This window comes from Streptosporangium sp. CA-135522 (assembly GCF_050949235.1).
GTDB lineage: Bacteria > Actinomycetota > Actinomycetes > Streptosporangiales > Streptosporangiaceae > Streptosporangium.
In genome coordinates this window covers 2,363,020-2,383,694 of sequence record NZ_CP192026.1, presented here as the reverse complement: position 1 = coordinate 2,383,694, position 20,675 = coordinate 2,363,020, and the positions used below count along the sequence as shown (strand labels likewise).

At 69.3% G+C, this 20,675-nt stretch carries 18 protein-coding genes and 1 pseudogene; 11 read left to right on the top strand and 8 right to left on the bottom strand.

The genetic code is table 11. From position 1 onward, the window contains the following. Positions 1–189: 189 nt before the first annotated feature. Positions 190–1,932, bottom strand: coding sequence for a proline--tRNA ligase (locus tag ACQPYK_RS11385; protein ID WP_433253930.1), 1,743 nt, complete (start codon positions 1,930–1,932; stop codon positions 190–192). Positions 1,933–1,999: 67 nt separating this feature from the next. Further along, entirely contained in the window at positions 2,000–2,659 is a 660-nt protein-coding gene (locus ACQPYK_RS11380) for a hypothetical protein (protein ID WP_433253928.1), read from the bottom strand. A gap of 113 nt (positions 2,660–2,772) precedes the next feature. Here ACQPYK_RS11380 and ACQPYK_RS11375 point away from each other — a divergent pair, with 113 nt between their 5' ends. The 5 genes and pseudogenes from ACQPYK_RS11375 to ACQPYK_RS11355 all read left to right on the top strand — a co-directional run bounded on the left by ACQPYK_RS11375 (position 2,773) and on the right by ACQPYK_RS11355 (position 8,833). Next, a complete protein-coding gene (locus tag ACQPYK_RS11375; protein ID WP_433253926.1) occupies positions 2,773–3,744 on the top strand; it encodes an acyl-CoA dehydrogenase family protein in 972 nt (323 codons plus the stop codon). A 120-nt stretch (positions 3,745–3,864) separates the two neighbouring features. Next, positions 3,865–4,932: an LLM class flavin-dependent oxidoreductase gene (locus ACQPYK_RS11370; protein ID WP_433253924.1), complete on the top strand. Its 1,068-nt coding sequence runs from the start codon at positions 3,865–3,867 to the stop codon at positions 4,930–4,932. Further along, on the top strand, positions 4,929–6,146 hold the full coding sequence (locus ACQPYK_RS11365; RefSeq protein ID WP_433253922.1) for a hypothetical protein: 1,218 nt from the start codon (positions 4,929–4,931) through the stop codon (positions 6,144–6,146). Before ACQPYK_RS11370 ends, ACQPYK_RS11365 begins: the two co-directional genes overlap by 4 nt. Positions 6,147–6,173: 27 nt before the next feature. Next, positions 6,174–7,766 (top strand): AMP-binding protein, encoded by a 1,593-nt coding sequence (locus tag ACQPYK_RS11360; RefSeq protein ID WP_433253920.1) that lies wholly within the window; start codon positions 6,174–6,176, stop codon positions 7,764–7,766. 312 nt (positions 7,767–8,078) lie between these two features. Beyond that, positions 8,079–8,833, top strand: a pseudogene (locus ACQPYK_RS11355) (IS701 family transposase). 628 nt (positions 8,834–9,461) lie between these two features. Here the strand turns inward: ACQPYK_RS11355 and ACQPYK_RS11350 are convergent. Together ACQPYK_RS11350 and ACQPYK_RS11345 are read right to left on the bottom strand one after the other, a co-directional pair. Continuing rightward, positions 9,462–9,953, bottom strand: a complete 492-nt coding sequence (locus ACQPYK_RS11350) for a hypothetical protein (protein ID WP_433253918.1) — start codon at positions 9,951–9,953, stop codon at positions 9,462–9,464. A 78-nt stretch (positions 9,954–10,031) separates the two neighbouring features. Continuing rightward, positions 10,032–10,511, bottom strand: a complete 480-nt coding sequence (locus ACQPYK_RS11345; protein ID WP_433253916.1) for a NucA/NucB deoxyribonuclease domain-containing protein — start codon at positions 10,509–10,511, stop codon at positions 10,032–10,034. Positions 10,512–10,675: 164 nt separating this feature from the next. On the opposite strand from ACQPYK_RS11345, the gene ACQPYK_RS11340 reads away from it, so the two are divergent. The 3 genes from ACQPYK_RS11340 to ACQPYK_RS11330 all read left to right on the top strand — a co-directional run bounded on the left by ACQPYK_RS11340 (position 10,676) and on the right by ACQPYK_RS11330 (position 11,926). Next, entirely contained in the window at positions 10,676–11,059 is a 384-nt protein-coding gene (locus tag ACQPYK_RS11340; RefSeq protein WP_433253914.1) for a DUF6221 family protein, read from the top strand. Between the two features lie 351 nt (positions 11,060–11,410). Continuing rightward, on the top strand, positions 11,411–11,659 hold the full coding sequence (locus ACQPYK_RS11335) for a DNA-directed RNA polymerase subunit alpha C-terminal domain-containing protein (protein ID WP_433241479.1): 249 nt from the start codon (positions 11,411–11,413) through the stop codon (positions 11,657–11,659). Between the two features lie 75 nt (positions 11,660–11,734). Next, positions 11,735–11,926 carry a hypothetical protein gene (locus ACQPYK_RS11330; RefSeq protein WP_433241482.1) on the top strand — a complete coding sequence of 64 codons (192 nt, stop codon included), beginning with the start codon at positions 11,735–11,737 and terminating at the stop codon, positions 11,924–11,926. 272 nt (positions 11,927–12,198) lie between these two features. Here ACQPYK_RS11330 and ACQPYK_RS11325 read toward each other — a convergent pair whose 3' ends face one another. Genes ACQPYK_RS11325 through ACQPYK_RS11310 form a run of 4 tightly spaced genes read right to left on the bottom strand, consistent with a single transcriptional unit; the run spans position 12,199 to position 16,322 of the window. Further along, positions 12,199–13,227 carry a UDP-N-acetylmuramate dehydrogenase gene (locus ACQPYK_RS11325; protein WP_433253912.1) on the bottom strand — a complete coding sequence of 343 codons (1,029 nt, stop codon included), beginning with the start codon at positions 13,225–13,227 and terminating at the stop codon, positions 12,199–12,201. Continuing rightward, the gene (locus tag ACQPYK_RS11320) at positions 13,220–14,278 is read right to left on the bottom strand and encodes a serine hydrolase domain-containing protein (protein ID WP_433253910.1); all 1,059 of its coding nucleotides are present in this window, start codon (positions 14,276–14,278) and stop codon (positions 13,220–13,222) included. The genes ACQPYK_RS11325 and ACQPYK_RS11320 overlap by 8 nt, the downstream gene beginning before the upstream one ends. Then, the gene (locus tag ACQPYK_RS11315; RefSeq protein WP_433253908.1) at positions 14,278–15,588 is read right to left on the bottom strand and encodes a UDP-N-acetylglucosamine 1-carboxyvinyltransferase; all 1,311 of its coding nucleotides are present in this window, start codon (positions 15,586–15,588) and stop codon (positions 14,278–14,280) included. Before ACQPYK_RS11315 ends, ACQPYK_RS11320 begins: the two co-directional genes overlap by 1 nt. 5 nt (positions 15,589–15,593) lie before the next feature. After that, positions 15,594–16,322: a hypothetical protein gene (locus ACQPYK_RS11310; protein ID WP_433253906.1), complete on the bottom strand. Its 729-nt coding sequence runs from the start codon at positions 16,320–16,322 to the stop codon at positions 15,594–15,596. A gap of 90 nt (positions 16,323–16,412) precedes the next feature. On the opposite strand from ACQPYK_RS11310, the gene ACQPYK_RS11305 reads away from it, so the two are divergent. From ACQPYK_RS11305 to ACQPYK_RS11295, 3 genes are all read left to right on the top strand, one after another. Next, the gene (locus tag ACQPYK_RS11305) at positions 16,413–17,915 is read left to right on the top strand and encodes a helix-turn-helix domain-containing protein (protein ID WP_433258764.1); all 1,503 of its coding nucleotides are present in this window, start codon (positions 16,413–16,415) and stop codon (positions 17,913–17,915) included. Positions 17,916–17,934: 19 nt separating this feature from the next. Beyond that, positions 17,935–18,825 (top strand): phosphotransferase family protein, encoded by an 891-nt coding sequence (locus tag ACQPYK_RS11300; protein WP_433253904.1) that lies wholly within the window; start codon positions 17,935–17,937, stop codon positions 18,823–18,825. Between the two features lie 463 nt (positions 18,826–19,288). Next, positions 19,289–20,587 (top strand): FAD-dependent oxidoreductase, encoded by a 1,299-nt coding sequence (locus ACQPYK_RS11295; protein WP_433253902.1) that lies wholly within the window; start codon positions 19,289–19,291, stop codon positions 20,585–20,587. Positions 20,588–20,675: the final 88 nt, after the last annotated feature.

Genomic DNA, 20,675 nt, shown 5'->3' with positions numbered 1-20,675 from the left:
CCCGTGGGGTGACCTGCGGAAACACAGGCGGGGCCGGAGGACGCGAGGAGGCGAGGCCGGAGGACGCGAGGAGGCGAGGCCGTACATGCGAAGGAGCGGCCCGCCGGTGAGGGCGGGCCGCTCCCTTCCCGAGCGGGCTTCAGGCCCGGCGAGCGGGCCGGCGCTCAGGCACGGCAGGCGGTGTCGGGGTCAGGCGCGGCAGGCGGCCACGACCCGGTCGGCGGCCTCGGCGACGGGGATCTCCTCCTTGGTCCCGGTCACGCGGTCGCGCAGCTCGACGACGCCCTGGGCGAGCCCTCGGCCGACCACCAGGATCGTCGGCATGCCGAGCAGTTCGGCGTCCTTGAACTTCACGCCCGGGGAGACCCCGGGACGGTCGTCCACCAGGACGCGCAGACCGCGCGCGTCCAGGTCCTCGGCGATCCGGGTCGCGACCTCGATCTGGTCGTCCTTGCCGGTGCCCACGATGTGGACGTCCGCCGGGGCGACCTCACGGGGCCAGACCAGGCCGAGCTCGTCGTGCTTCTGCTCGGCCAGCACGGCCACGGCGCGAGAGACGCCGACGCCGTAGGAGCCCATGGTGACCCGGATCGGCTTGCCGTCGGGACCGAGGGCGTCGAGCTTGGCCGCGTCGGCGTATTTGCGGCCGAGCTGGAAGATGTGCCCGATCTCGATGCCCCGGTCGATGGACAGGCCGGAGCCGCAGACCGGGCAGGCGTCGCCGGCGCGGACCTCCGCGGCCTCGATCGTGCCGTCGGCGACGAAGTCGCGACCGGCGACCACGCCGGCGGCGTGCTTGCCGGGCTCGTTGGCCCCGGTCACCCAGGCGCTGCCGTCGACCACGCGGGGATCGACCAGGTAGCGGATGCCGAGGTCCTTGAGCACCTGCGGGCCGATGTAGCCGCGGACCAGGCCGGGGTGCTTGGCGAAGTCCTCGGCCTCGAAGATGGCGGGCTCGCCGGGGGCCAGGGAGGCCTCCAGCCGCTTGAAGTCGACCTCGCGGTCGCCCGGCACGCCGACGATCAGCGTCTCGGTCTTGCCGGAACCGGGGGTCGTGACCTTGACCACGATGTTCTTGAGCGTCTCGGCGGCGGTGACGCCCAGGCCGTGGTGCTCGTTGACATGCTCGACCAGCGACTCGATGGTCGGGGTGTCGGGGGTGTCGAGGACCCGCAGAGCCGGCCGCTCGCCGGTGATCGCGGCGGGGGCGGGAGTGGTGACCGCTTCGGCGTTGGCCGCGTAGCCGCACTGGTGGCAGGCGACGAAGGTGTCCTCGCCGGTCGCGGCGGGCGCGAGGAACTCCTCGGAGGCCGAGCCGCCCATCGCGCCGGAGGTGGCGAAGCAGATCTTGTAGGTGATGCCGAGGCGGTCGAAGGTCCTGATGTAGGTCTCGCGGTGCCGCTCGTAGGAGCGCTTGAGACCGTCGTCGTCGAGGTCGAAGGAGTAGGAGTCCTTCATGACGAACTCGCGGCCGCGCAGGATGCCGGCCCGGGGGCGGGCCTCGTCGCGGTACTTCGTCTGGATCTGGTAGAGCGTCACCGGGTAGTCCTTGTAGGAGGAGTACTCCCCCTTGACCATGTCGGTGAACATCTCCTCGTGGGTGGGACCGAGGAGGTAGTCGGCGCCCTTGCGGTCCTTGAGGCGGAAGAGCGTGTCGCCGTACTCCGTCCAGCGGCCGGTGGCCTCGTAGTACTCGCGGGGCAGAAGGGCGGGGAAGAGCACCTCCTGACCGCCCATGCGGTTCATCTCCTCGCGCACGATGCGCGTGACGTTGTCCAGGACCATCTTGCCGAGCGGCAGCCAGGAGTAGACGCCGGGTGCGACACGACGGACATAACCGGCGCGGACGAGCAGCTTGTGGCTCGGGACTTCCGCGTCTGCCGGGTCGTCCCTCAGCGTTCGAAGAAACAACGACGACATGCGCAGCAGCACGGCTACTCCTAGCTAGCAGGGATCGATGGCTACAGGCTATCGACTCGCGCAAGCCGGTTGTCTGCGATCAGAGGCCGACGACGAAAACGAAGTAGGCGGACGCGATGATCAGCGCCACCAGCGCCGAGCGGAGCCGGGCGCTCCCTCGCCGCAACGACAGCAGCAGTCCCGTGGCGAGCGCGACCACGATCAGGGCGCTCCACGGCCAGAATCCGGGGACGTACTGCGGCCCGTCGGGCAGCGCCTTGTTCATGCCGTCGATCATGACGAGCCCGGCCAGCGCGCCGCCCGCGAGGTCCCCCCAGAGGTCCTCGTGCCTGGTGAAGTAGGCCAGCAGGCCGAAGCACGCGAGGGTGAAGAGCGTGAAGTTCAGCTTGACACCGTTGGTGCCGAGGCTCAGGAAGTCGCCGCCCGACTTGAAGATCGAGGCGGCCAGCAGCGCGATGATCGGGCCGAACGTGGCGAGCGCACTGGTCAGCGCCGCCCAGCCGAGGCTGGCGGCGGTGCGTCCCACGACGACGACGAACAGCACGTAGGCATAGGGCTCGTAGATCGCGTACAACCCGTCGGGCCCGTAGGAGAGCACCGCCCCCAGGGCGCCGAGAACCATCCCGCCGACGAACGAGAGCACCATGTGGAGCACGATCGCCCGCTCGTGGCGATCGTCGGCGAGAAAGGCGGCCGTGTAGTTCTGATCCAGCGCGTAGTTACGGTCAACCGAAGCCACTGATCCCCCGATCCACATCTACTTGTGGCCATCTGCAGTGTATCTGACCTGCAAAAATGCACAAAAAGTGGCAAATATCCTTTAGCAAGCAAACGCTTGGTTATGCTATGTGGGTGAGCCTGACCGAGGATCAGTCCGAACTCCGCGCGACAGTCCGCTCCTTCCTCGCCGAGCGCCCCGGAGCCGCCTGGCGCAGGTTCGCCGCCGAGCTGGGGGCGGCGGGCCTGGCCGTCCCCGAGGAGTACGGCGGGGCGGGGTGCGGGATGGCGGAAGTGGCCGTCGTATGCGCGGAGCTGGGCCGCGCCCTGGCGCCCTATCCCTACCTGTCGACCGTGGTGCTGGCCGCAGAGGCGATCAAGGCCGGTGGAGACTCGGCCGCCATGACCCGGCTGCTGCCGGGCATCGCGGACGGGTCCGTCACCGCGACCCTTCTCTTCCCCGCCGATGCCGATCTAACCTTGAGCGAGGGGAAGCTCACAGGAGTCGCCCGTCACGCGCTGGACGCCGAGGTGGTGCTGGCCTTCGTCGGCGACGAGCTGGTCGAGGCCGTCCCGTCGTCCCGCACGCCACACGCCTGCCTCGACCAGACCCGCCCGCTCACGACGTTCGCCTTCGACGCCGTCCCGGTCGTGCGGGCGGGCGACGGCACGACCCGCGACCGGATCCGCGACCTGGGCGTCACCGGCCTGGCCGCCGAGCAGGCCGGCGGCGCCGCCCGTTGCCTGGAGACCGCCGTGGCCTACGCGAAGGAACGCCACCAGTTCGGCCGCCCGATCGGATCCTTCCAAGCCGTCAAGCACAAGCTCGCCGACCTGCTGCTGGTGGTGGAGTCCGCCCGCTCCGCCGCCCTGGCGGCCGCCCGATCCGCGGCCGCGGATCTCCCCGTCCGGGCCGCCATCGCCGGCTCCTACTGCACCGAGGCCTACCTGACCGCCGCCGGCGAGAACATCCAGGTCCACGGCGGCACCGGGGTCACCTGGGAGCACTCCGCCCACCGCCACTTCAAACGCGCCACCGCCGACGCCCAGCTCTTCGGCCCCCCGCAGGCGCACCGTGCCCGCCTGGCCGCCGCCGCCGGCCTCTGAGGTCGCGTCGGCGGAGTCGGCTTGTTGCCGTTCCACCCGGCTGGTAATCTCGCCAAGCGAGCGCTTGGTTAAGTGAAGGGCTCGTCACCGGGGAACGGATGTGACACTACGGAGGCGTGGATGACGTCCCTACGGATCAGCCTGGGATATGAGCTGGAGGTCCGCGGGCGTTCCCGCGAGGTCGAGCAACAGGCCTTCCACAATGTGATCGACCAGGTGGTGCTGGGAGACCGGCTGGGCTTCGACACCGCCTGGTTCGTCGAGCACCACTTCACCCGCGGCTTCTCCCACTCCTCGGCCCCCGATCTGGTGCTGGCCGCCGCCTCCCAGCGAACCGAGCGGATCCATCTGGGATTGGGGGTGGTGCTGTTGCCCTTCCAGTCGCCCATCCGCACGGCGGAGCGGGTCGCGACCCTCGACGTCATCTCCGGCGGCCGGGTGGAGTTCGGCACCGGCCGAGGCGCCTCCCCGCTGGAGTACCAGGCCTTCCGGAAACCGTTCGAGAAGTCCCGGCAGATCTGGGAGGACTCCCTGGAGGCGACCCTCGCCATCTGGCGGGCCGACGGTGAGCCGATCAGCCGGTCCAACGAGTTCTTCGAGATCCCCGACGTGGCGGTCTACCCGCGTCCGGCCCAGGTGCCGCACCCTCCCGTGTGGGTGGCGTCCACCTCCCTGGAGGGATATCTGGCCGCCGCCAAGCACGGCTACAACCTGCTCGGCATGACGATGCTCAAGGGCATCGACGACGTCGCCGAGGACATCGCCGCCTACCGGCAGTGCCTGGCCGACAACGGTTTCGACCCCGACAGCCGCCGGGTCGCGCTGATGATCCCGTGGTTCGTCGCGGAGACGCGCGAGCAGGCGTTCGAGACCGCCGCCGACCCGGTGCTGTGGTACATCCGGCGCCAGGTCAACCTGGTCACCCCACCCGACTACTACGACGCCAGGCACGCCACCCACAGGGTCCTCGGCCAGCTCGCGGCCGGGATGCCGCCAGAGGAGGCCATGGCGACGCTTCGCGAGCACCACATGGTCGTGGTGGACGACGTGGAGGGCTCGCGCAAGGCGGCGGCCCGCATCGCCGAGGCCGGAGCCACCGACCTGATTTTGCAGGCGCAGGTGGGCGGCCTCGCCCACGAACACGTCTGCGAGTCGATGAGGCTGTTCATGGCCGAGGTGGCGAAATGACCGCCGACCGGATCCGGACGCACGACCGCGACGGCGACGTGGCCGCCCGGACCGGGACCCGCGACCGGGACGAGGCGGCGGCCACCGGCGCGACGACGTGGCGGACCCGTGGCGACCTGGCCGCGGCCGGCCGCACCGCGACCGGCCTGCTGCTGGTCTCCGCGGACGCCGGCAGCGTGGTCCCCGCGGAGGGTGGGCTCGAGTCCTACCGGGCCGCGCTGGAGGCGGCGGGGGTGGGAGCGGCCGACCGGGTCGTGGTGGCGCTGTCCGGGGACGGGGAGCTCGCGGGCGCCCGGTGGGCGCAGGCCGCGGCCGAGGTGACCCGGGCCGCCGCCTCCGTGGGCCCCCGCGGCCGGCTCCGGCTGCACCACGCGCTGGAGTCCCTGGGGGCGACCGCCCTGGTGATCACGCCGACCGGGGCCATGGATCTGCTGGCCCGGCTGCACCTGGAATTCCTGCTCGACCCGTTGGACCTGGGGCTGCGGCACGTCATCCTGACCGGGGAGATCGCCTCCCGGCGGACGATGGCGCACCTGGCGGCGGAGTTCGAGGCGAAGATCACGGAGGTCTACTGCTCGCCGTTCACCGCGGTGCCGCTGGGATGGCGGTCCTCGGAGACGGCGCCGCTCACCCCGCTCACCCCGGGGGCGATGGGCCTGGCCTCGTTGGAGAAGGACGAGCTGCTGGTGCCCCCGTACGCCGCCGGCCTGGCCGAGCTGGTCGTCGCCGGCCCGGTGACCGACCCGGTGACCAGCCCGATGACCAGCCCGGTGACCGGCACGGTGACCGGCCCGCCGACCGGCATGACCGGCGCGGTGCTCCGTACCGGGCAGGTCGTCCGCGTGCCCGCCGGGGACGCGATCCCCGCGCCCGAGCACACCGTCGGCGACCATGTGCTGATCCGCGGGGTGTGGGTGTCTCTGGACCGGATCGAGCGGGCGCTCGGCAGGATCGACGGGGTCTCGGGCTGGGAGCTGGGCGTGTCCCGGCAGGGGACGCTCGACGCCGCCGTCCTGACGGTCGCCTTCAACCGGGCGAGCCTCGTCGAGAACCCCATGTGGAGATCGCGTATCCAGCAGTCGCTCAAGGCGCTCACCCCGATCACGATCGCCGTCGAGGTCTCCCGGCAGGTCGTGGAGGCCGGTCCCCGGGGCGTGGTGAACGACGCGCGAGGCCACCACCTGGGCAGGGACCGTACGGCCGTGACCCGCTGATCCGCTCCCCCGAAAGGCGCGACCGGCATGGAAGTACCCGGCTGGGGGACGATCCCCCGGATGCTCCGCGACCAGGCCGAGAACCATCCCTCCGACGTCGTCGTGGCCGACGGCGGGACCCGCATGTCGCTCGCCGGGCTGCGCGCCCGGGCCGGCGCCGTCGCCCGGGGCCTGATCGCCCTGGGCGTGCGGGCCGGAGACCGCGTTGCGAGCTGGGGGCTGAACGACTCGCACTGGGTGGTGGGCGCGTTCGGCGTCTGGGACGCCGGGGCGGTGCTCGTGCCGCTGTCGTCGCGTTACAAGGGCATCGAGGCCGCCGAGGTGCTCCGCAGGACGGGGACGAGCGTGCTGATCACCGGGCCCGGCCCGGACGGCGTGGTCTTCGCCGACCTGCTGGCCGGCGCGGCGGGCGGCCCCGCCCAGGGACGGCCCTTCGAGGACCTGCCGGAGCTGCGGCACGCGATCGTGCCCGACGAGCTGGAACGGCCTGGCGCGACGCGGTTCTCGCGGCTGCTCGCGGCCGGATCGCGGGTCGGCCGCGCCGAGGCCGAGGAACGGGCGCTGGCCGTACGGCCGGACGACCTGTGCGAGATCATGTCCACCTCCGGCACCACGGGGACGCCCAAGGGCGTCATGCTGGAACACGGCCACATGCTGCGCGGCTACTGGGACTGGGCGGAGGTCGTCACCCTGCGACCGGGTGATCGCTATCCGGTCGTCGCGCCGTTCGCGCACGGTTTCGGGCTCAACGCCGGACTGCTGGCCTCGGTGATGCGCCGGGCCACGATGATGCCGATCCGGCTGTTCGGCCCGGAGCTGCTGACGGAGCTGATCCGGGACGAGCGGATCACGATCCTGGCCGGCCCTCCCACGCTGTTCCACCGGCTGCTGGAGGAGGGCGGCGTCGGGGAGCACGCGCTGCGCGTGGCGATCTGCGGCGCGGCGTCGGTCCCGGCCGAGCTCGTCCGCAGGCTGCTGGAGCGGATCGGCCTGGAGCGCATGATCAACGCCTACGGGCTGATGGAGGGCACGGTCGTGTCCATGACGAGGGCGGAGGACCCCGTCGAGGTCGTGGCGTCGAGCACCGGCCGCCCGATGCCCGGCGTCGAGGTCAGGATCGTCGACGACCACGGCGTGGAGGTCGCGCCAGGCGAGCGTGGTGAGGTCGTGGTGCGGGGCTACGGGGTCATGCGCGGTTACTGGGACGAGCCGGACAGAACGGCCGAGGTGATCAGGGACGGCTGGCTCCACACCGGCGACGTCGGCGTCCTCGACCCCGAGGGCAACCTCGCGATCGTGGATCGCAAGAAGGAGCTGTTCATCGTCGGCGGGTTCAACGTCTCCCCCGCCGAGGTGGAGGGACTGCTGCTGCGGGAGGGCTCGCTGGCCCAGGCCGCGGTGATCGGGATGCCGGACGAGAGAGCGGGCGAGGCCGGATGGGCCTTCGTGGTCCCTCGGTCGGGCGTCACCGTCGATCCGGAGAGGATCGTCGCCTGGGCCCGGGAGAACATGTCCAACTACAAGGTGCCCCGGCGGGTGATCGTGGTGGACGCACTGCCCGCCAACGCCAACGGGAAGATAGACAAGCGGGCCCTGCGCACCCGGGCGGCCACGCGGTAGCGGGTGACCGTACGGCGGCCGGAGACCGCGAGGACGGCCACCGGAGTGGGTAGGACGGATGTATCCGGGCGGCGCCGGAACCCCCGCCGGGGACGGCTACGCGCCGGCCGCGCGAGCCATCTGGATCACTTCGGCCTGTCGAGGCCGGCAGGGTGGGCCCCGTTGATACAGAATCGCGTTCACGACAGCCAGCGCCTAGTAGGGCTTGGTTACCTTGGATGGTGAGGGTGTGTCTCCCGTTCGGGGGTGACAGGGGTGACACCGCAAGAACTCGAGGCCGTGCAGGAGCGGTTGGAAGCCTTCGCCGCTGAGATGTTCGACTGCCTGGGCCGGGCTGATCGGCGCCGGTGGAGTGAACGGCATGTGCGCGGGCTGCTGACCGACGGGGCACGCAAGTCGATGGAACCGATGGCTAGCCGGTTGGGCATGGACCGGCAGGGCTGCAGCAGTTCCTCACCGACGCCCCGTGGGCGCATCAACTGGTTTTGGCGCAGCCGGCCTGGCGGATGAAGGTGGTGATCGGCCCGGTGGCGTGGGTGATCGATGAGATGTCCTTTCCCAAGGACGGCGAGGAGTCGCCGAGGGTGGCCTGGCAGTACTGCGGAGCGTTGGGCAAGGCCGCCGACTGTCAGGTCGCCCCGAGTGTGCATCTGGTCACCGACGCCGCCTGCTGGCCGGTGAACTGGCGGCTGTTCGTGCCCGAGCAGTGGGATCCGTCCTCGCCGCGAGCGCAGGATCCGGCCGCGGTGGCAACGCGGTGGTGCCGGGCCCGGATCCCGGACGATATCGGGCACGTGCCCAAGGGGCAGCTGGCCATTGACATGCTCGACGAGCTGAGCAGTTGGGGGCCGGATCCACCACCGGTGGTCACCGATGAGGGTTATGGCCAAGACGACCCAGAGCAGCCGACGATCGAGCCGAATATCCACCGCGCCCACCCGAACGCCGTATTGCGGTTCACCCCGGCTGCAAGAGCAGCAGCGGTGACGCTGCCGTCCTCCCGGTCCAGTGCCTCGAAGAACCTCGCCTTCAGCACCTCAAAACCCATGATCCCCGCAGCTCCCTGACTTCAGGGTGTTGCGGGGATCATTAGAACCCAAGAGTGGCCGGCGGGGGCGTCTCCACGTCTGCCTGCCCCGGCCGGCGCTCCCGCCGCACCCTGAGCACAGCAAAAGGCGAACTCCTCGCCCCAGCACGACGTCTCACCTGATATGGCTCCCCGACGCTCCCTCATATCGCTGATCGTGCTGACGCTCCTCCTGGGCACCGCACTCGCCGCAGGCATGTGGTGGCTATTGGCAATGGCATGGGAGGCAATATGGGGGCCGCCGATGCTACCCGCCACCAACTCATAGAAGCCTCCCCGTCCGCCTGCGCACGATCATCCCGCTCGGCGAGCATGGGCGGCATGACCTGTGCCCCTGACGAGCCGTCGGAGTGGCTCCACAAGCGCATCATGGCCGCCCTCGCACTACGCGTCTGGAGGAGCTACGCCAGCAGACCGCCGAGGACGGCGAGATCGAGGCGTAGCCGCACAACGCGGCTACGGCGCGACGCGCTCGATCTCGATGGCCAAGACGCCCAGAGCCTCCCTCTCCGGCCCGTAGACGTGGCGGATGGCGGCCGGACGTCGCGGCTTCCGAACAATGCTGGCCACGCCTCGGCGAGTACCATCTACTCTTTATGGGGCAGTGGTCAATCTGATGAGGAGCCATCCTCCGGGACCCAAAACTGGAGCGTAAAAAGGTTAATTCGGTAGATATGACGAGGAAAGCTCGACTCCTGGTCATTGTCTACGAATTTCGAGCACACGCGTGTGTTCCAGAGCGTCATCTCCCGCTCTAAGTCGAAGTCTGAATAGTAGCTCACCTCACCCTCAACGCTGCTCACTCCGCAAACCCGGCCGGACGCGAAGAACAGTGAGCCGGTCCACAATTCCTCCCACGTCGGGTCAACAGATGGATGACCGTCCCATCGTTCGTAGCGTACGTAAACCCTGGAATCAGGTTCCGCACACACGATGATCGCGTTCGGTCCTGTTGCTATCCGCTGGCCCAGGCCAGGCCCGCGGAGATCCCAAATGCCATGCTGCCTGGGGCGTAGGTCTTTGGCAACCTCCAGGTCTGCGAAGCAGAAGAAATCTTCTATTTCTATTCCGTCGGAGCACTCGGCGATAATTCTTGTCATGTCTCCTACAGTTCTGTCGGGGCGGGGCCGGTGGCCCGTGTCCGCATCATAGACGCGGACACGGGCCACCGGCGGCTCCTACTTGAGTCGCATGTAGAACTTATCGGTTCTAAGGATCCGGTTGTTGGAGTACCAGGCTGTCAGCACTGCACCGTACCCTTGATTCTGGGCCTTGCTGAGCATCTGGACTGAGAAGTTATGCCGCGGCTTGGCGAAGGCGGCGCCCTGTTCGGTTGAAGCGAATGGAAACTCGTCACATTCCATGCCCGGTTGCTTAGTGACGGCTTCCCCGAATTCCAACTGACAGACCTCGTATGACATCGCATGGTTGGTCTTCCGGTCCGGCGAGTACCTTGTACGCGACAAGGGGTTGCGCGGAGTGCTACCAGGAATCGTCTTAGCCTGGGTCAAGTCGGGGAAGGTCACGCCGCCAGGGACAGGATTGGTATGCGCACCAGGGGTCAACGCCCGTTTGATATGGTCGTATATCTGGTCGACCTTGACGTTCTTTTCGTTCACGTCGTTCCTAGCGAAGGACTGCGCGGGAATGGCGTCCATGACCACGCAACCACCCACGGATTCGCCGTTTGCGTTCTTGTTGTGCCACTTAATGAGCGGCGACGTGTCGCACCTGATGGTGAAGGACCGGTAGCCAGCTGCGCTGTGCAGGCCCTCAAAGTCGCGGGCTATAGACGATCAGCCCAGGGCGCGATCATGAGCACGTGGACAATCCGATCGAGTTCCTCCGAGCCCGCTGGGGCGAGGAGGAGGCTGACGCCCGCCTCGCCTCCGCGGTGTACGGCAAGTCCTGGTGGTGGAACCCGGCCTTCGGCCTGGTGAAAGGCGACCCAGACGACAGCGAGGCTACGTCGATCTTCTCCCTCGGCGAGGAGACCGTCGCCGAGGTGTGGAGCGAGGTCGGCCCGCACATCGCCCGCCACGACCCGGCCCGCGTGCTCCGCGACATCGAGGCCAAGTGGCGGATGCTGGAGCTGGCGCAGGACATGCTCGCCTCGCCAATCGAGCCAGGCGCCGGCCAAGACCTCCGCCTGTTCGCCCTGCCGTACGCCGACCACTCCGACTACCAGCCGGAGTGGAAGCCGTAGCCGAGTCCGATTCGGTTTCGGTGTGAACCTCCCGCACTCGGCCGACGTCCAACCCTGTGAGGCCCTGGCGTGCGGCCAACGGGCCTCGCCTTTCCTCCGAGGCGCTACCGCCCCTGCGGACGATCATCCCGCGGCGCGAGTATGGCGGCATGGATGACGATGGCCTCACAGCAGCCCTGACTCGTCTCACGGACGATTCCCGCCGGACATGGCGAGCTCAGATCGCCGGAGCCTCCGACGAAGAGGTCGCGGCCATCATGCAGGCGCCCGCGTTCGGCGAACAGTAGCCGCATAATGCGTTACCTACGCTTCTCCAGCGCGGAGTAGCCACGAGCACAAAGAAGAGACATGATGCCCTCCACAAGCTCCCCGCTGAACGACAAATACGCCAGGCTGCCCCTTGAGGAACTTGGCCTCACGGTGCGGGCGTACGCCCCTCTTAAGCGTGCGGGCATAAACACGTATGGCGAGCTGGTCGCTCACAGTGAGCAGGGTCTGCTGGCGATCGAGCGCAACGGTCCCATGTATGTCGAGGAAGTCAAACGAAGGCTTGCCGCTATCGGCCTGTCCCTGCAGCAGTCCCCTGCCGTACCGCGCTGAAGTAACGAGGGCATCCTGCTGACCGCCAGCGCGTGATTACCCGGCCGCGTGAGCGTGCTCGCCGAGGAGGCGACCGTGAAGCTCATCGACAACACCATCGGCGAGGAAATCCCCTGCTGGACCCGCGTCCCTGATCAGGAAGGACGCTCTTGCCTCGTTGAGCACCTCGTGGACCGATGGGATGGAAAGTTCGTTCTCATCTCACATGCAGATGCATGCGCTCACCTGGTTCCGCCCGCTTCCCTCGGCGCGCGGATCGAGGAGTAGCTGCCCCCTTCGCGACGAGAAGCCCCACTCAGCACGGGCAGGGACTGTCTACTGTCCGGATCGGTTCCGGCGCGCCCGTAATCCGGGCATAGGGGTGACACGTCCCCTCTGTGAGGAGGGATCATGGCATCACTCGACGCCCTCGCGGACGGTCTCTGGGTAGAGCTCGTCCTGGCCGAGGTACTCCACCACGAGGCCGAACGGCTCACCGACGGCTGACAGTCCGGTCCCGCCTCCCGCGAGAGGAGGCGGGACCGAGAAATACAACAGATCTACGCAGCGGCAAGCCTCACAGGCTCCGGGAGTAGCCGGATACCGGTCACGTCGAAGACATCACGGGCCAGGCTTCGCAGGACTGCGTTGAAGGACGCCGCGGTGGCGCCGTCGTGGACAGTGAGGGTGAGGGTCCGGAGAGTCGAGCAGAACACCCCCGATGCGAGCCGGCTGCCAGGATGGTGCCCGACGGATTGGAGCAGCCATCCGGCACTGGCTCGCAGAACGCCGTAGTCATCGCGGTGAACCGCGCCGCCCGCCGCGCGAACCACATCGGCTTGAGCCGTGGTGATGGGCGGGTTGAGGAAGACCGACCCCGCCTGGCGGGCGTCCGGACCGCTGCCCGGGAGGGTCAGGCCGCGCCGGCAGCGGTCGGTCAGGACGCCCTGAGCCGCCTCGGCAAGCGGGGGTCGGGCGCCGAGGGGGATGTCGAGCGCGTGGGCGAGGTATTGGTAGGTGACCGGGGCGGCGCACGCGCTGCGGGTCAGGCGCAGCACGGTCTCAAGGATCGTCCATCGGCCCGGGTAGGCCTTGAAGATGCTGGTGCGGTAACCGAAGCAGCAGGCTGCGGGATGGAATGTGACGCGCTGCCGGCGGGTCCAGTCGTAGACGGTCAGGCGGGTGAGGGTGTCGGATATCTGCTGGCCGTAGGCGCCGGTGTTCTGCACTGGGGCGGCACCGACGGTGCCGGGGATCCCGGTGAGGTATTCGGTTCCGGACAGGCCCTCGCTGACGGCGAAGGCGACGAGGGCCGCTAGTGGTTCGCCGGCCTGGGCGGTGACTTCCACAGTGTCGTCAGCGAGTGGGCGTACGGCGATGCCGCGGGTCGCCATGCGGATGACGGGTCCGGGGTATCCGTCGTCGTCAGCCAGGGTGTTGCTGCCGCCGCCGAGGACGAACGGTGCTGCATGGTCCGGTAAGACGGCGTGGGTGAGATCGGGCCAGACGACGGGGTCGGTGTGGGTGAGTAGCCGGGCTGCGGGGCCACCGAGGCGCAGCGTGGTGTGATCGGCCAGCAGTTCACCCATTGAGTGCCTCCGGACGCCGGGTGGCGGAGATCGTCTTCATCGCGAGGGTCCGCAAGGGTGCGATTCGGGTGCGGGCGGGCCCGTGGTAGAGGGCGTTGGTGCAGATCACCAGGTAACGACCGGCGTCCGGGGCGAGGTAGAGACTGGTGCCGGTGAAGCCGTGATGGTAGGCGACGTGGCCGCCGGCGGTGAGGATCCACGACAGACCACGACCCAGGCCCGGCTCGATTTCGGCTTGCGGAACGAGGCTCACTCGCAACCAGTCGCCCAGGCTGCCACCGTGGGCGTAGGCGGCGAGCAGCTCCCGCGCGTACACGGCCAGGTCCCTCGGGGTGGAGAAGACGCCGGCGTGCCCGGCCACCCCACCCATGAGCGCGGCGTTGTCGTCGTGCGCGGCGCCCCAGATGCGCGGCGCGCCGGGGATGCGCTGCTCGGTCGGTGCGACCTGCGGGCCGCGACCCACCGGCCCGTACACCATGGACCTCAACCCCATGCTCTGCCACAGCTCGCCGGCGAGCACGTCCAGCGGCCGACCGTGGACGTGCGCGAGCGCCAGGCCCAGGAGGATGTAGCCGCGGTTGATGTAGCGGTGACGGCCCGGCGCCTCCTCCAGCGGCTCACGGCACAGCAGCTCGTGCAGTGGCGCGTCCGCCCCCCGGTAATGGTCCAACCGGGTCGCCGCCCGCAGCCCCGCAATGTGGGCCAGGAGCTGACGCACGGTCGCCTCACCGCTCGGCGCTTCGCCGCTCATGACCGGCAGAGCATCCCGTACGGGCGCGTCCACATCGAGCAGCCCGGCCTGCGCGGCCTGCCCGACGAGGGGCCATGTCGCGATGACCTTCGTCAATGAGGCGACGTCGTACACCGTGGCGTCGGTGGGGACCGCATCGCCCAGCTCGGAAGCGATGACGCCGGCGGTGAGGACCTGACGCTGCCCGTCAACGGTGCCGCAGACGACGACGCCGCCGGGGGTGGCGCCGTCGGCGACGACCTCCTGCAACGTCTCCTGGAGGCGGGCGGTGTCATCGGCGGTGAACGGTACGGCGGGCATCAGGGGGCCTCCAAGGTGGCGGTGATGTCGGCTCCCAGCGTGGCGAGGTTGGCCAGTAGATGGCCGTAGCCGCGCCGAAGGTGGTACATCCCCCGGATGGTAGAGGTGCCCTCAGCGGTTAGGGCGGCGATCAGCAAAGCGGTCACGGCGCGAATGTCCTGGGCCGCCGCGGTGGCGGCGTGCAGGTGTGCGGGTCCGCGCAGGCTGATGGCCTGGCCGGTGGAGGAGATGTCGGCACCGAAGGCCCGCAGACCCTTGATATGAGTGTCGCGGCAGGGGTACACGCGCTCGGCGATCAGAGAAGGTCCCTGGGCCTGGGTGAGCATCGCCGCGAGCTGTGGTGCGGTGTCGGTGGGCAGAGCCGGGTGCGGGCCGGTGGCCACGTCGATGCCTTGCAGGGGGCCGTTCGGGGTCGCGTGGACACCGCCGTCACCGTCGTCGGTGAGGCTGATGCCCGCCGCGGACAGAGCTGCAGTGAGGCCGTCGGGGAAGGCAGCGGCGGTGATTCCATCGAGGTGGACGCCGCCGCCGGTGGCGGCAGCGGCCATGATCATGGTGGCCGCCTCGATGCGGTCCCCGGCCACCGTGAAGTCACCGCCGCCGATCCGCTCGCTGCCGCTGACGTGCAGTCCTTGGTCGTCGAAGTGGATTCCGACGCCGCACTCAGCCAGGAATCGAGTGGTCTCGGTGACCTCCGGCTCGACCGACGGATGCGTGATCAGGCTGGTACCCGAGGCGCGGGCGGCCAGCAGCATAGCCGTCACTGTCGCCCCCAGGCTCGGCCCGTACGGAGTGGCCACATCCACGGTGAACGCCTGTACGCCGCCCGGTCCGCATCGGGCGCGGATGCTGGTGGCGTCGGCGGTGACTTCGGCGCCGGCGGCCTCCATCGCCGCCAAGTGCCGGTCGATCAGACGAGGGCAGAAGGCATCCCCGCCGGGGTAGGGAAGGGTGACCTGGCCGGCGCGGGCCAGCACCGCGGACGCCAAGACGACGGTCGTCCGCACCCGGCGGCCAAGCTCCGGGTGGATGACCGGGCACACGGTCGCAGCCGGGGCCACGGCGAACCGGCCACCGTCAGCGGCGACGTGGACCCCGGTGTAAGCCAGGATCTGCGCGCACACTCCGGTGTCGAGGATGTCCGGGGCGCCGACGAGGACGACTGGGGCATCGACCAGCAGAGTGGCGGCGTACAGGTGCAGGGCGATGTTCTTACTGCCCTGCACCGGGATGCGCCCGGTCAGAGGTCGCCCACCGGTGACTTTCACGACAGCGGCCTCCAGGCCGGCGCGAGTGGGGGTGATGGTCATGGCCGTCACCGCATCCGCGAGCCGGCGGGCAGGAAGCCGCCGATGTGGTCGCGCGGGTAGATCACCGTACCGGGGCCGATCAGCGTGCCCGGCGACAGCACGGTCCCGGCCGGCAGAGCGACCTCATCGCCGATGACGGCGCCGAACTTCGTCTGCCCGGTGCCGATGCGCTGCCCTCCGATGGTGACGGTGATTTCCTCGATCGCCGGTTCGGCGACCGGCCCACGATCGCACCGGAGCCCGGTAGTGGAGCAGAAGGCGCCGATGTTGACACACCGCCCGATCACTGAGTCGCCGACGAAGGAGGGATGTTTCATAAGAACGCTGCCGGTCAGCAGACTGCGAGTGATCTCCGCGCCGAAACCGATCCGGCAGCCGGGGCCGATCACGGTGTGGTCGCGAACCAGGGCACCGGCGGCCACGATCGCTCCGGTGCAGATCAACACCGGGCCGATGACTTGAGCACCCGCCTCGATGCGCGCGCCGGCCTGGATGATGACTTCACCGCAGAGCAGGGCGCCGGTCTCCACGATGCCGCATGGCTCAGCGTGAAGGCCCGCGACGGAGAGGCGGTCGAGATCTGCGGCCATGGTCGCCTTGATGTCGAAGACCGTCGAGCATGACCGCAGCAGCCTCGTGATGTAGGAGCCGAGGCCGTCGGGTTGGAAGTAGTAGTCGGGAGCGAGCTGGGCGTGTGCAGGTGGGGCCGTGCACGAGTTGGGGATCAGCTGCATCAGGACCTCCTGAGGAACGTGACCGGGGGTAACGGCCTGCTGGGTGCGGGTTGCCTGTCCCTAGGCCATCGCATCCGGCCCGGCTACGGGATGGGCGCTGCCCTGTGCTGCAAAGACGTTTGCGTCAGATGCAAATCCGCTGACAGAGCGTCGCAGCGTGACTACGGTGAGAGGGCGCAGTCTCAGCTACCGGCGGGGACGGATATGGACGCAATCGGCAGAGCACAACCGGCTCCCGAGGCAATCGCGGCTCCCGGAGAGCTCGTACGTCAGGCCCGGCAGGCACAACGACTGACGCTGACCCAGCTCGGCCGGCTCACCGGCTACTCCGCGGCCCAGGTCTCTCGCTACGAGCGGGGCATCTCGCCGATGACCGACATCACCGTGCTGCGGTGCTTCGCTGCCGCGCTCAATATTCCGCATCGGGCTTTCGGCCTTGCCCCGCCCCAGCCGAAGCTGCGACACGGTCAAGCGACCGTACCAACTACCGCATATCCCTGCCTGCCCGCTCATAGGGTGGGGAAGATCCAGCGGGAGGATGGTGAAGGTCCGATGCGGCGGCGGAATTTGCTGGCGAACTTGGCGGTCACGGCCGCCGCAGCCGCCGGTTCCCGATTCCTTGGAGGCGGTGCTGTCCAGGCGGATGAGGCACTGCTCGGTGAGATACTCGTCGCCGGCCTGCGAGACGCCATGCTCGGTTTGGGCGGCAACTTAGCGGACCCGCCACCTGGGCAGCTGCCCGCGGAACTCTCGCGCGCACTCACCGACTTCCACACCTGCCGCTACGGCAGCCTCGCCGTGCGCTTGCCTCGGCTGATCCGCGCAGGGCACACACTCAGCGGCAGCGGGACGGATCATCATGCGCTCCTCGCGCAAAGCTACGTCCTGGCGACTCGGATGCTCGTCAAGCTCGACGAGCAGCAGCTCGGCTGGATGGCCGCCGATCGCGCACGCCAGTTGGCCGAGGCCGGAGATGATGTGCTCACGACAGCGGAGGCCGCGCGACAGCTCGCCGTACTCGCGCGAAAGGCCGGCTGGAACGATCAGGCGATGTCGATCGCGCTGGCCGCCGCGGACAACCCCAGTCTGCGCAGCGCTGGACAGGCCGGTACCGCTGAGCGCGGCCTGCTGATCCAGTCGGCGGCCTACACCGCCGCCCGCGGCGGTGACCGCAAAGGCATGCGGCAACTCACCGCCGAGGCAGCCGCCATCGCAGGCGAACTCGGCGGGACCACCCTGCTGCGCGACCACGGAGGCGGATTCAGCCCGGTCACCGTCCAACTGCATCTCATCTCGGCGGAGAACTCCGCGGGAGATCCCGCCGCGGCGTTGAGCGCCGCCCGCGCGATCGCGCCGCAGAGCCTGCCCAGCGTGGAGCGCCGCTCCCGCTATTACACCGACATCGCCGCGGCTTTCGCCCAGTTGGGCCGCCGCGACGACTGCGTGCGCGCGCTCCTGACCGCCGAACACCATGCCCCGGAGGAAACACATGCCCGCCCAGCAGTGAAATCCCTCATCTCCGGTCTGCTGGTGTCCGGACGCACGGCACCCGAACTGCGCGGCCTTGCCGCTCGTAGCGGCGTCCTCGCCTGATCGGCGTACGGTGCGAGACGTGACCGGATACGGATGGGACGACCTCCCCGGCGAGGTACGCGACGCAGTCGAGGTCGAGTGCGGGACGATCCAGCACGCCACCTCACTGCCGGGCGGTCTCACCGCCGGCGTCGCCGTCCGCCTGGACGCGACCCGCGGGCCGGTGTTCCTCAAGGCTCTGCCCGCGGCGTCGCCGTCCGCGCCGCTCTACCTGAGGGAGCAGCACGTTGGCGTTGCTCTGCCTGAGGGTGTGCCCGCTCCGCGGATGCTGTGGAGCGGGCACACCGCAGGCTGGGTCTGGCTGGCGTTCGAGCACGTCGAGGTCCGGCGCCCTGTCGTCCTCTCTCCTGGCTCGCCGGACGTGGCCGACGTCGTCGACATTGTCCGCGTCCTGGGCGAACTGCTCGTCCCGAATCCGGCCGCCGAAGTGCCGCCCGTCGCCGACAACGTGATGTTCCTGACCCGCCGCGCGGATGCGCTCCTGGCTGATCCGCCCTCCGACCTGGCGAGCCTGCCCGCCTATCGGGCCGCCCGTGCCGGCCTGGACATGGACGCACTCGCCGGCGACACGTTGCTGCACGCTGACTTCCATGAGGGCAACCTCCTCGCCGGCCCGGCCGGGGTGCGGCTCATCGACTGGGGGCTCGCCTGCCAGGGCGCCGCCTGGGTGGAGATCGCACTGCTGATCCCGCGGCTGATCCTGGCCGGCCACACCCCCGAACAGGCCGAGGTGCTCGCCGATCAGTTACCCGCGTGGAAAGCGGCACCGGAGGTCGCTGTCACCGGGCTCGCGGCCGTGTGGTCGCTGTTCCGCGAGTTCGTCGCCCGTAACGGCCCCGAACGAATCCGCGCCTCACGCGCCCGCGCTGCCGAGGCCGGCCGGGCGTGGGTGGAGTACCGCACCAGCTGAGTCCAGACATGGCGAAGAGCCCTCGTCCAGCTCTTAAGTTCTAGCGGTCGTCGCAACACCCCAGCTCGGGTGGGGAATTTCTGTTGTCCGGATCGGTTCCGACATGACCATAAACCGCCGATTCGGAGCTGTATCTGTTCTACTCGCTGACCGCGCCGGTCGAGGAGATCGAGACCTACCTCAAGGATCTCGACACGCTGCTGAACGAGGGCCGGTGGAGGCAGCGCTCAGACGGTCTGTGGGTCAAGATCGAATGATCGAGCACGCCTCCGGCCTGTCCAGCGGCGAACCGCAGACTTTGCGGGTCCTTAAGGTCGCCGAAGGTATGAGCGAGAGCTGTCCAAGCAATGTAGCCATGGCGTTACATCCGAAAGCTCGACAGGGTATTGCTTGTTTTGCAGGTTATGGCGTTTTTGAGAACCACGACGGATCCGGTTCAGTTAGCTATCGCCTAGGAGGCGACGTGTCACTGCGAGTCGCGATTGTCGGGTCGGGACCTGCCGGGATCTACACGGCCGAGGCACTGATGAAGCAGGCCCCGGGGGCCGTCGAGGTGGACGTGATCGAGCGGCTGCCCACCCCCTACGGCCTGGTGCGCTACGGCGTGGCCCCCGACCACACCTCGATCAAGTCGATCGCGGACTACCTGCGCCGGATCCTGGAGCTGCCGAACGTCCGTTTCCTGGGCGGTGTGGAGCTCGGCAAGGACGTCGGCGTCACCGACCTGCTGGACTGCTACGACGCGGTGGTCTACTGCACCGGTGCGATGGTGGACCGCCGGATGGGCATCCCCGGAGAGGATCTGCCGGGCAGCGTGGCGGCCACCGACTTCGTGAACTGGTACTGCGGCCACCCCGACATGCCCGCCGACCGCTTCGTCCTCGACAGCCCGGAGGTCGCGGTGATCGGCGTGGGCAACGTGGCGGTGGACGTGGTGCGCGTCCTCGCCAAGAGCGCCGAGGAGCTGCGTGCCACCGACGTGCCCGACGAGGTGCTGACACGGCTGGCAGGCAGCCAGGTGAAGGCCATTCACATGATCGGCCGGCGGGGGCCCGAGCACGCCAAGTTCACGCTGAAGGAGCTGCGGGAGCTGGGTGAGCTGACCAACGCGGACGTGTGCGTGCGGCCGGAGGAGGCGGTGGCGGACGTCACCGAGGCCTCCAGGCAGATCCGGGGGAACGTCGAGGTGCTGCAGGGCTGGGCCGCCCGCGACCCGCTGGGCCGCCCCCGGCGGCTGGACGTGCGGTTCTGGATGCGCCCGGTCGAGATCCTCGGTGAGGACCGGGTGGAAGCGCTCAAACTCGAACGCACCCGGCTGGTGGACGGCCGTGTCGTGGGCACCGGCGAGTTCGAGACCCTTCCGGTGGGCATGGTCCTGCGTTCGGTCGGCTACCAGAGCGTGCCGCTGCCCGGCGTCCCCTTCTCCGACGCCACCATGACCGTGCCGAACGAGGCCGGCCGGGTGCGTGACCGCGAGTACGTGGCGGGCTGGCTCAAACGCGGCCCCACCGGCGTGATCGGCACCAACAAGTCCGACGCGGCCGAGACGGTCCGCACCCTCCTGGCCGATCTCGCCGGTCGCGAGCCGGTACGGCACGCGGATCTGGACGGCCTTCTCTCCTCCCGGGGCGTCTCCCCCATCACCTACCGTCACTGGCTGGCCATCGAGGCGGCCGAGGCGGCCCTGGCCAGGACCCTGGGCCGAGGGGAGCGCGTCAAGCTCCTCGGTCTCGACGCCATGCTCGCCGCCTCCGGCCGGTGAGCCGGACGGGTGAGCCGGACGGGTGAGCCGGGCCGTTGGGTCCCTCGCCCGCTCCGGCGCTAGGGTGCGGTGCCGGCGGCACGTTCAC

What these genes read in the sequence shown, in the direction of transcription:
- ACQPYK_RS11370 (WP_433253924.1), top strand. Translation starts at nt 3,865, where the DNA reads ATGACGTCCCTACGGATCAGCCTGGGATATGAGCTGGAGGTCCGCGGG.
- ACQPYK_RS11365 (WP_433253922.1), top strand. Translation starts at nt 4,929, where the DNA reads ATGACCGCCGACCGGATCCGGACGCACGACCGCGACGGCGACGTGGCC.
- ACQPYK_RS11360 (WP_433253920.1), top strand. Translation starts at nt 6,174, where the DNA reads ATGGAAGTACCCGGCTGGGGGACGATCCCCCGGATGCTCCGCGACCAG.
- ACQPYK_RS11350 (WP_433253918.1), bottom strand. Translation starts at nt 9,953, where the DNA reads ATGACAAGAATTATCGCCGAGTGCTCCGACGGAATAGAAATAGAAGAT.
- ACQPYK_RS11345 (WP_433253916.1), bottom strand. Translation starts at nt 10,511, where the DNA reads ATGGACGCCATTCCCGCGCAGTCCTTCGCTAGGAACGACGTGAACGAA.
- ACQPYK_RS11335 (WP_433241479.1), top strand. Translation starts at nt 11,411, where the DNA reads ATGCCCTCCACAAGCTCCCCGCTGAACGACAAATACGCCAGGCTGCCC.
- ACQPYK_RS11325 (WP_433253912.1), bottom strand. Translation starts at nt 13,227, where the DNA reads ATGGGTGAACTGCTGGCCGATCACACCACGCTGCGCCTCGGTGGCCCC.
- ACQPYK_RS11320 (WP_433253910.1), bottom strand. Translation starts at nt 14,278, where the DNA reads ATGCCCGCCGTACCGTTCACCGCCGATGACACCGCCCGCCTCCAGGAG.
- ACQPYK_RS11315 (WP_433253908.1), bottom strand. Translation starts at nt 15,588, where the DNA reads ATGACCATCACCCCCACTCGCGCCGGCCTGGAGGCCGCTGTCGTGAAA.
- ACQPYK_RS11310 (WP_433253906.1), bottom strand. Translation starts at nt 16,322, where the DNA reads ATGCAGCTGATCCCCAACTCGTGCACGGCCCCACCTGCACACGCCCAG.
- ACQPYK_RS11305 (WP_433258764.1), top strand. Translation starts at nt 16,413, where the DNA reads ATGGGCGCTGCCCTGTGCTGCAAAGACGTTTGCGTCAGATGCAAATCC.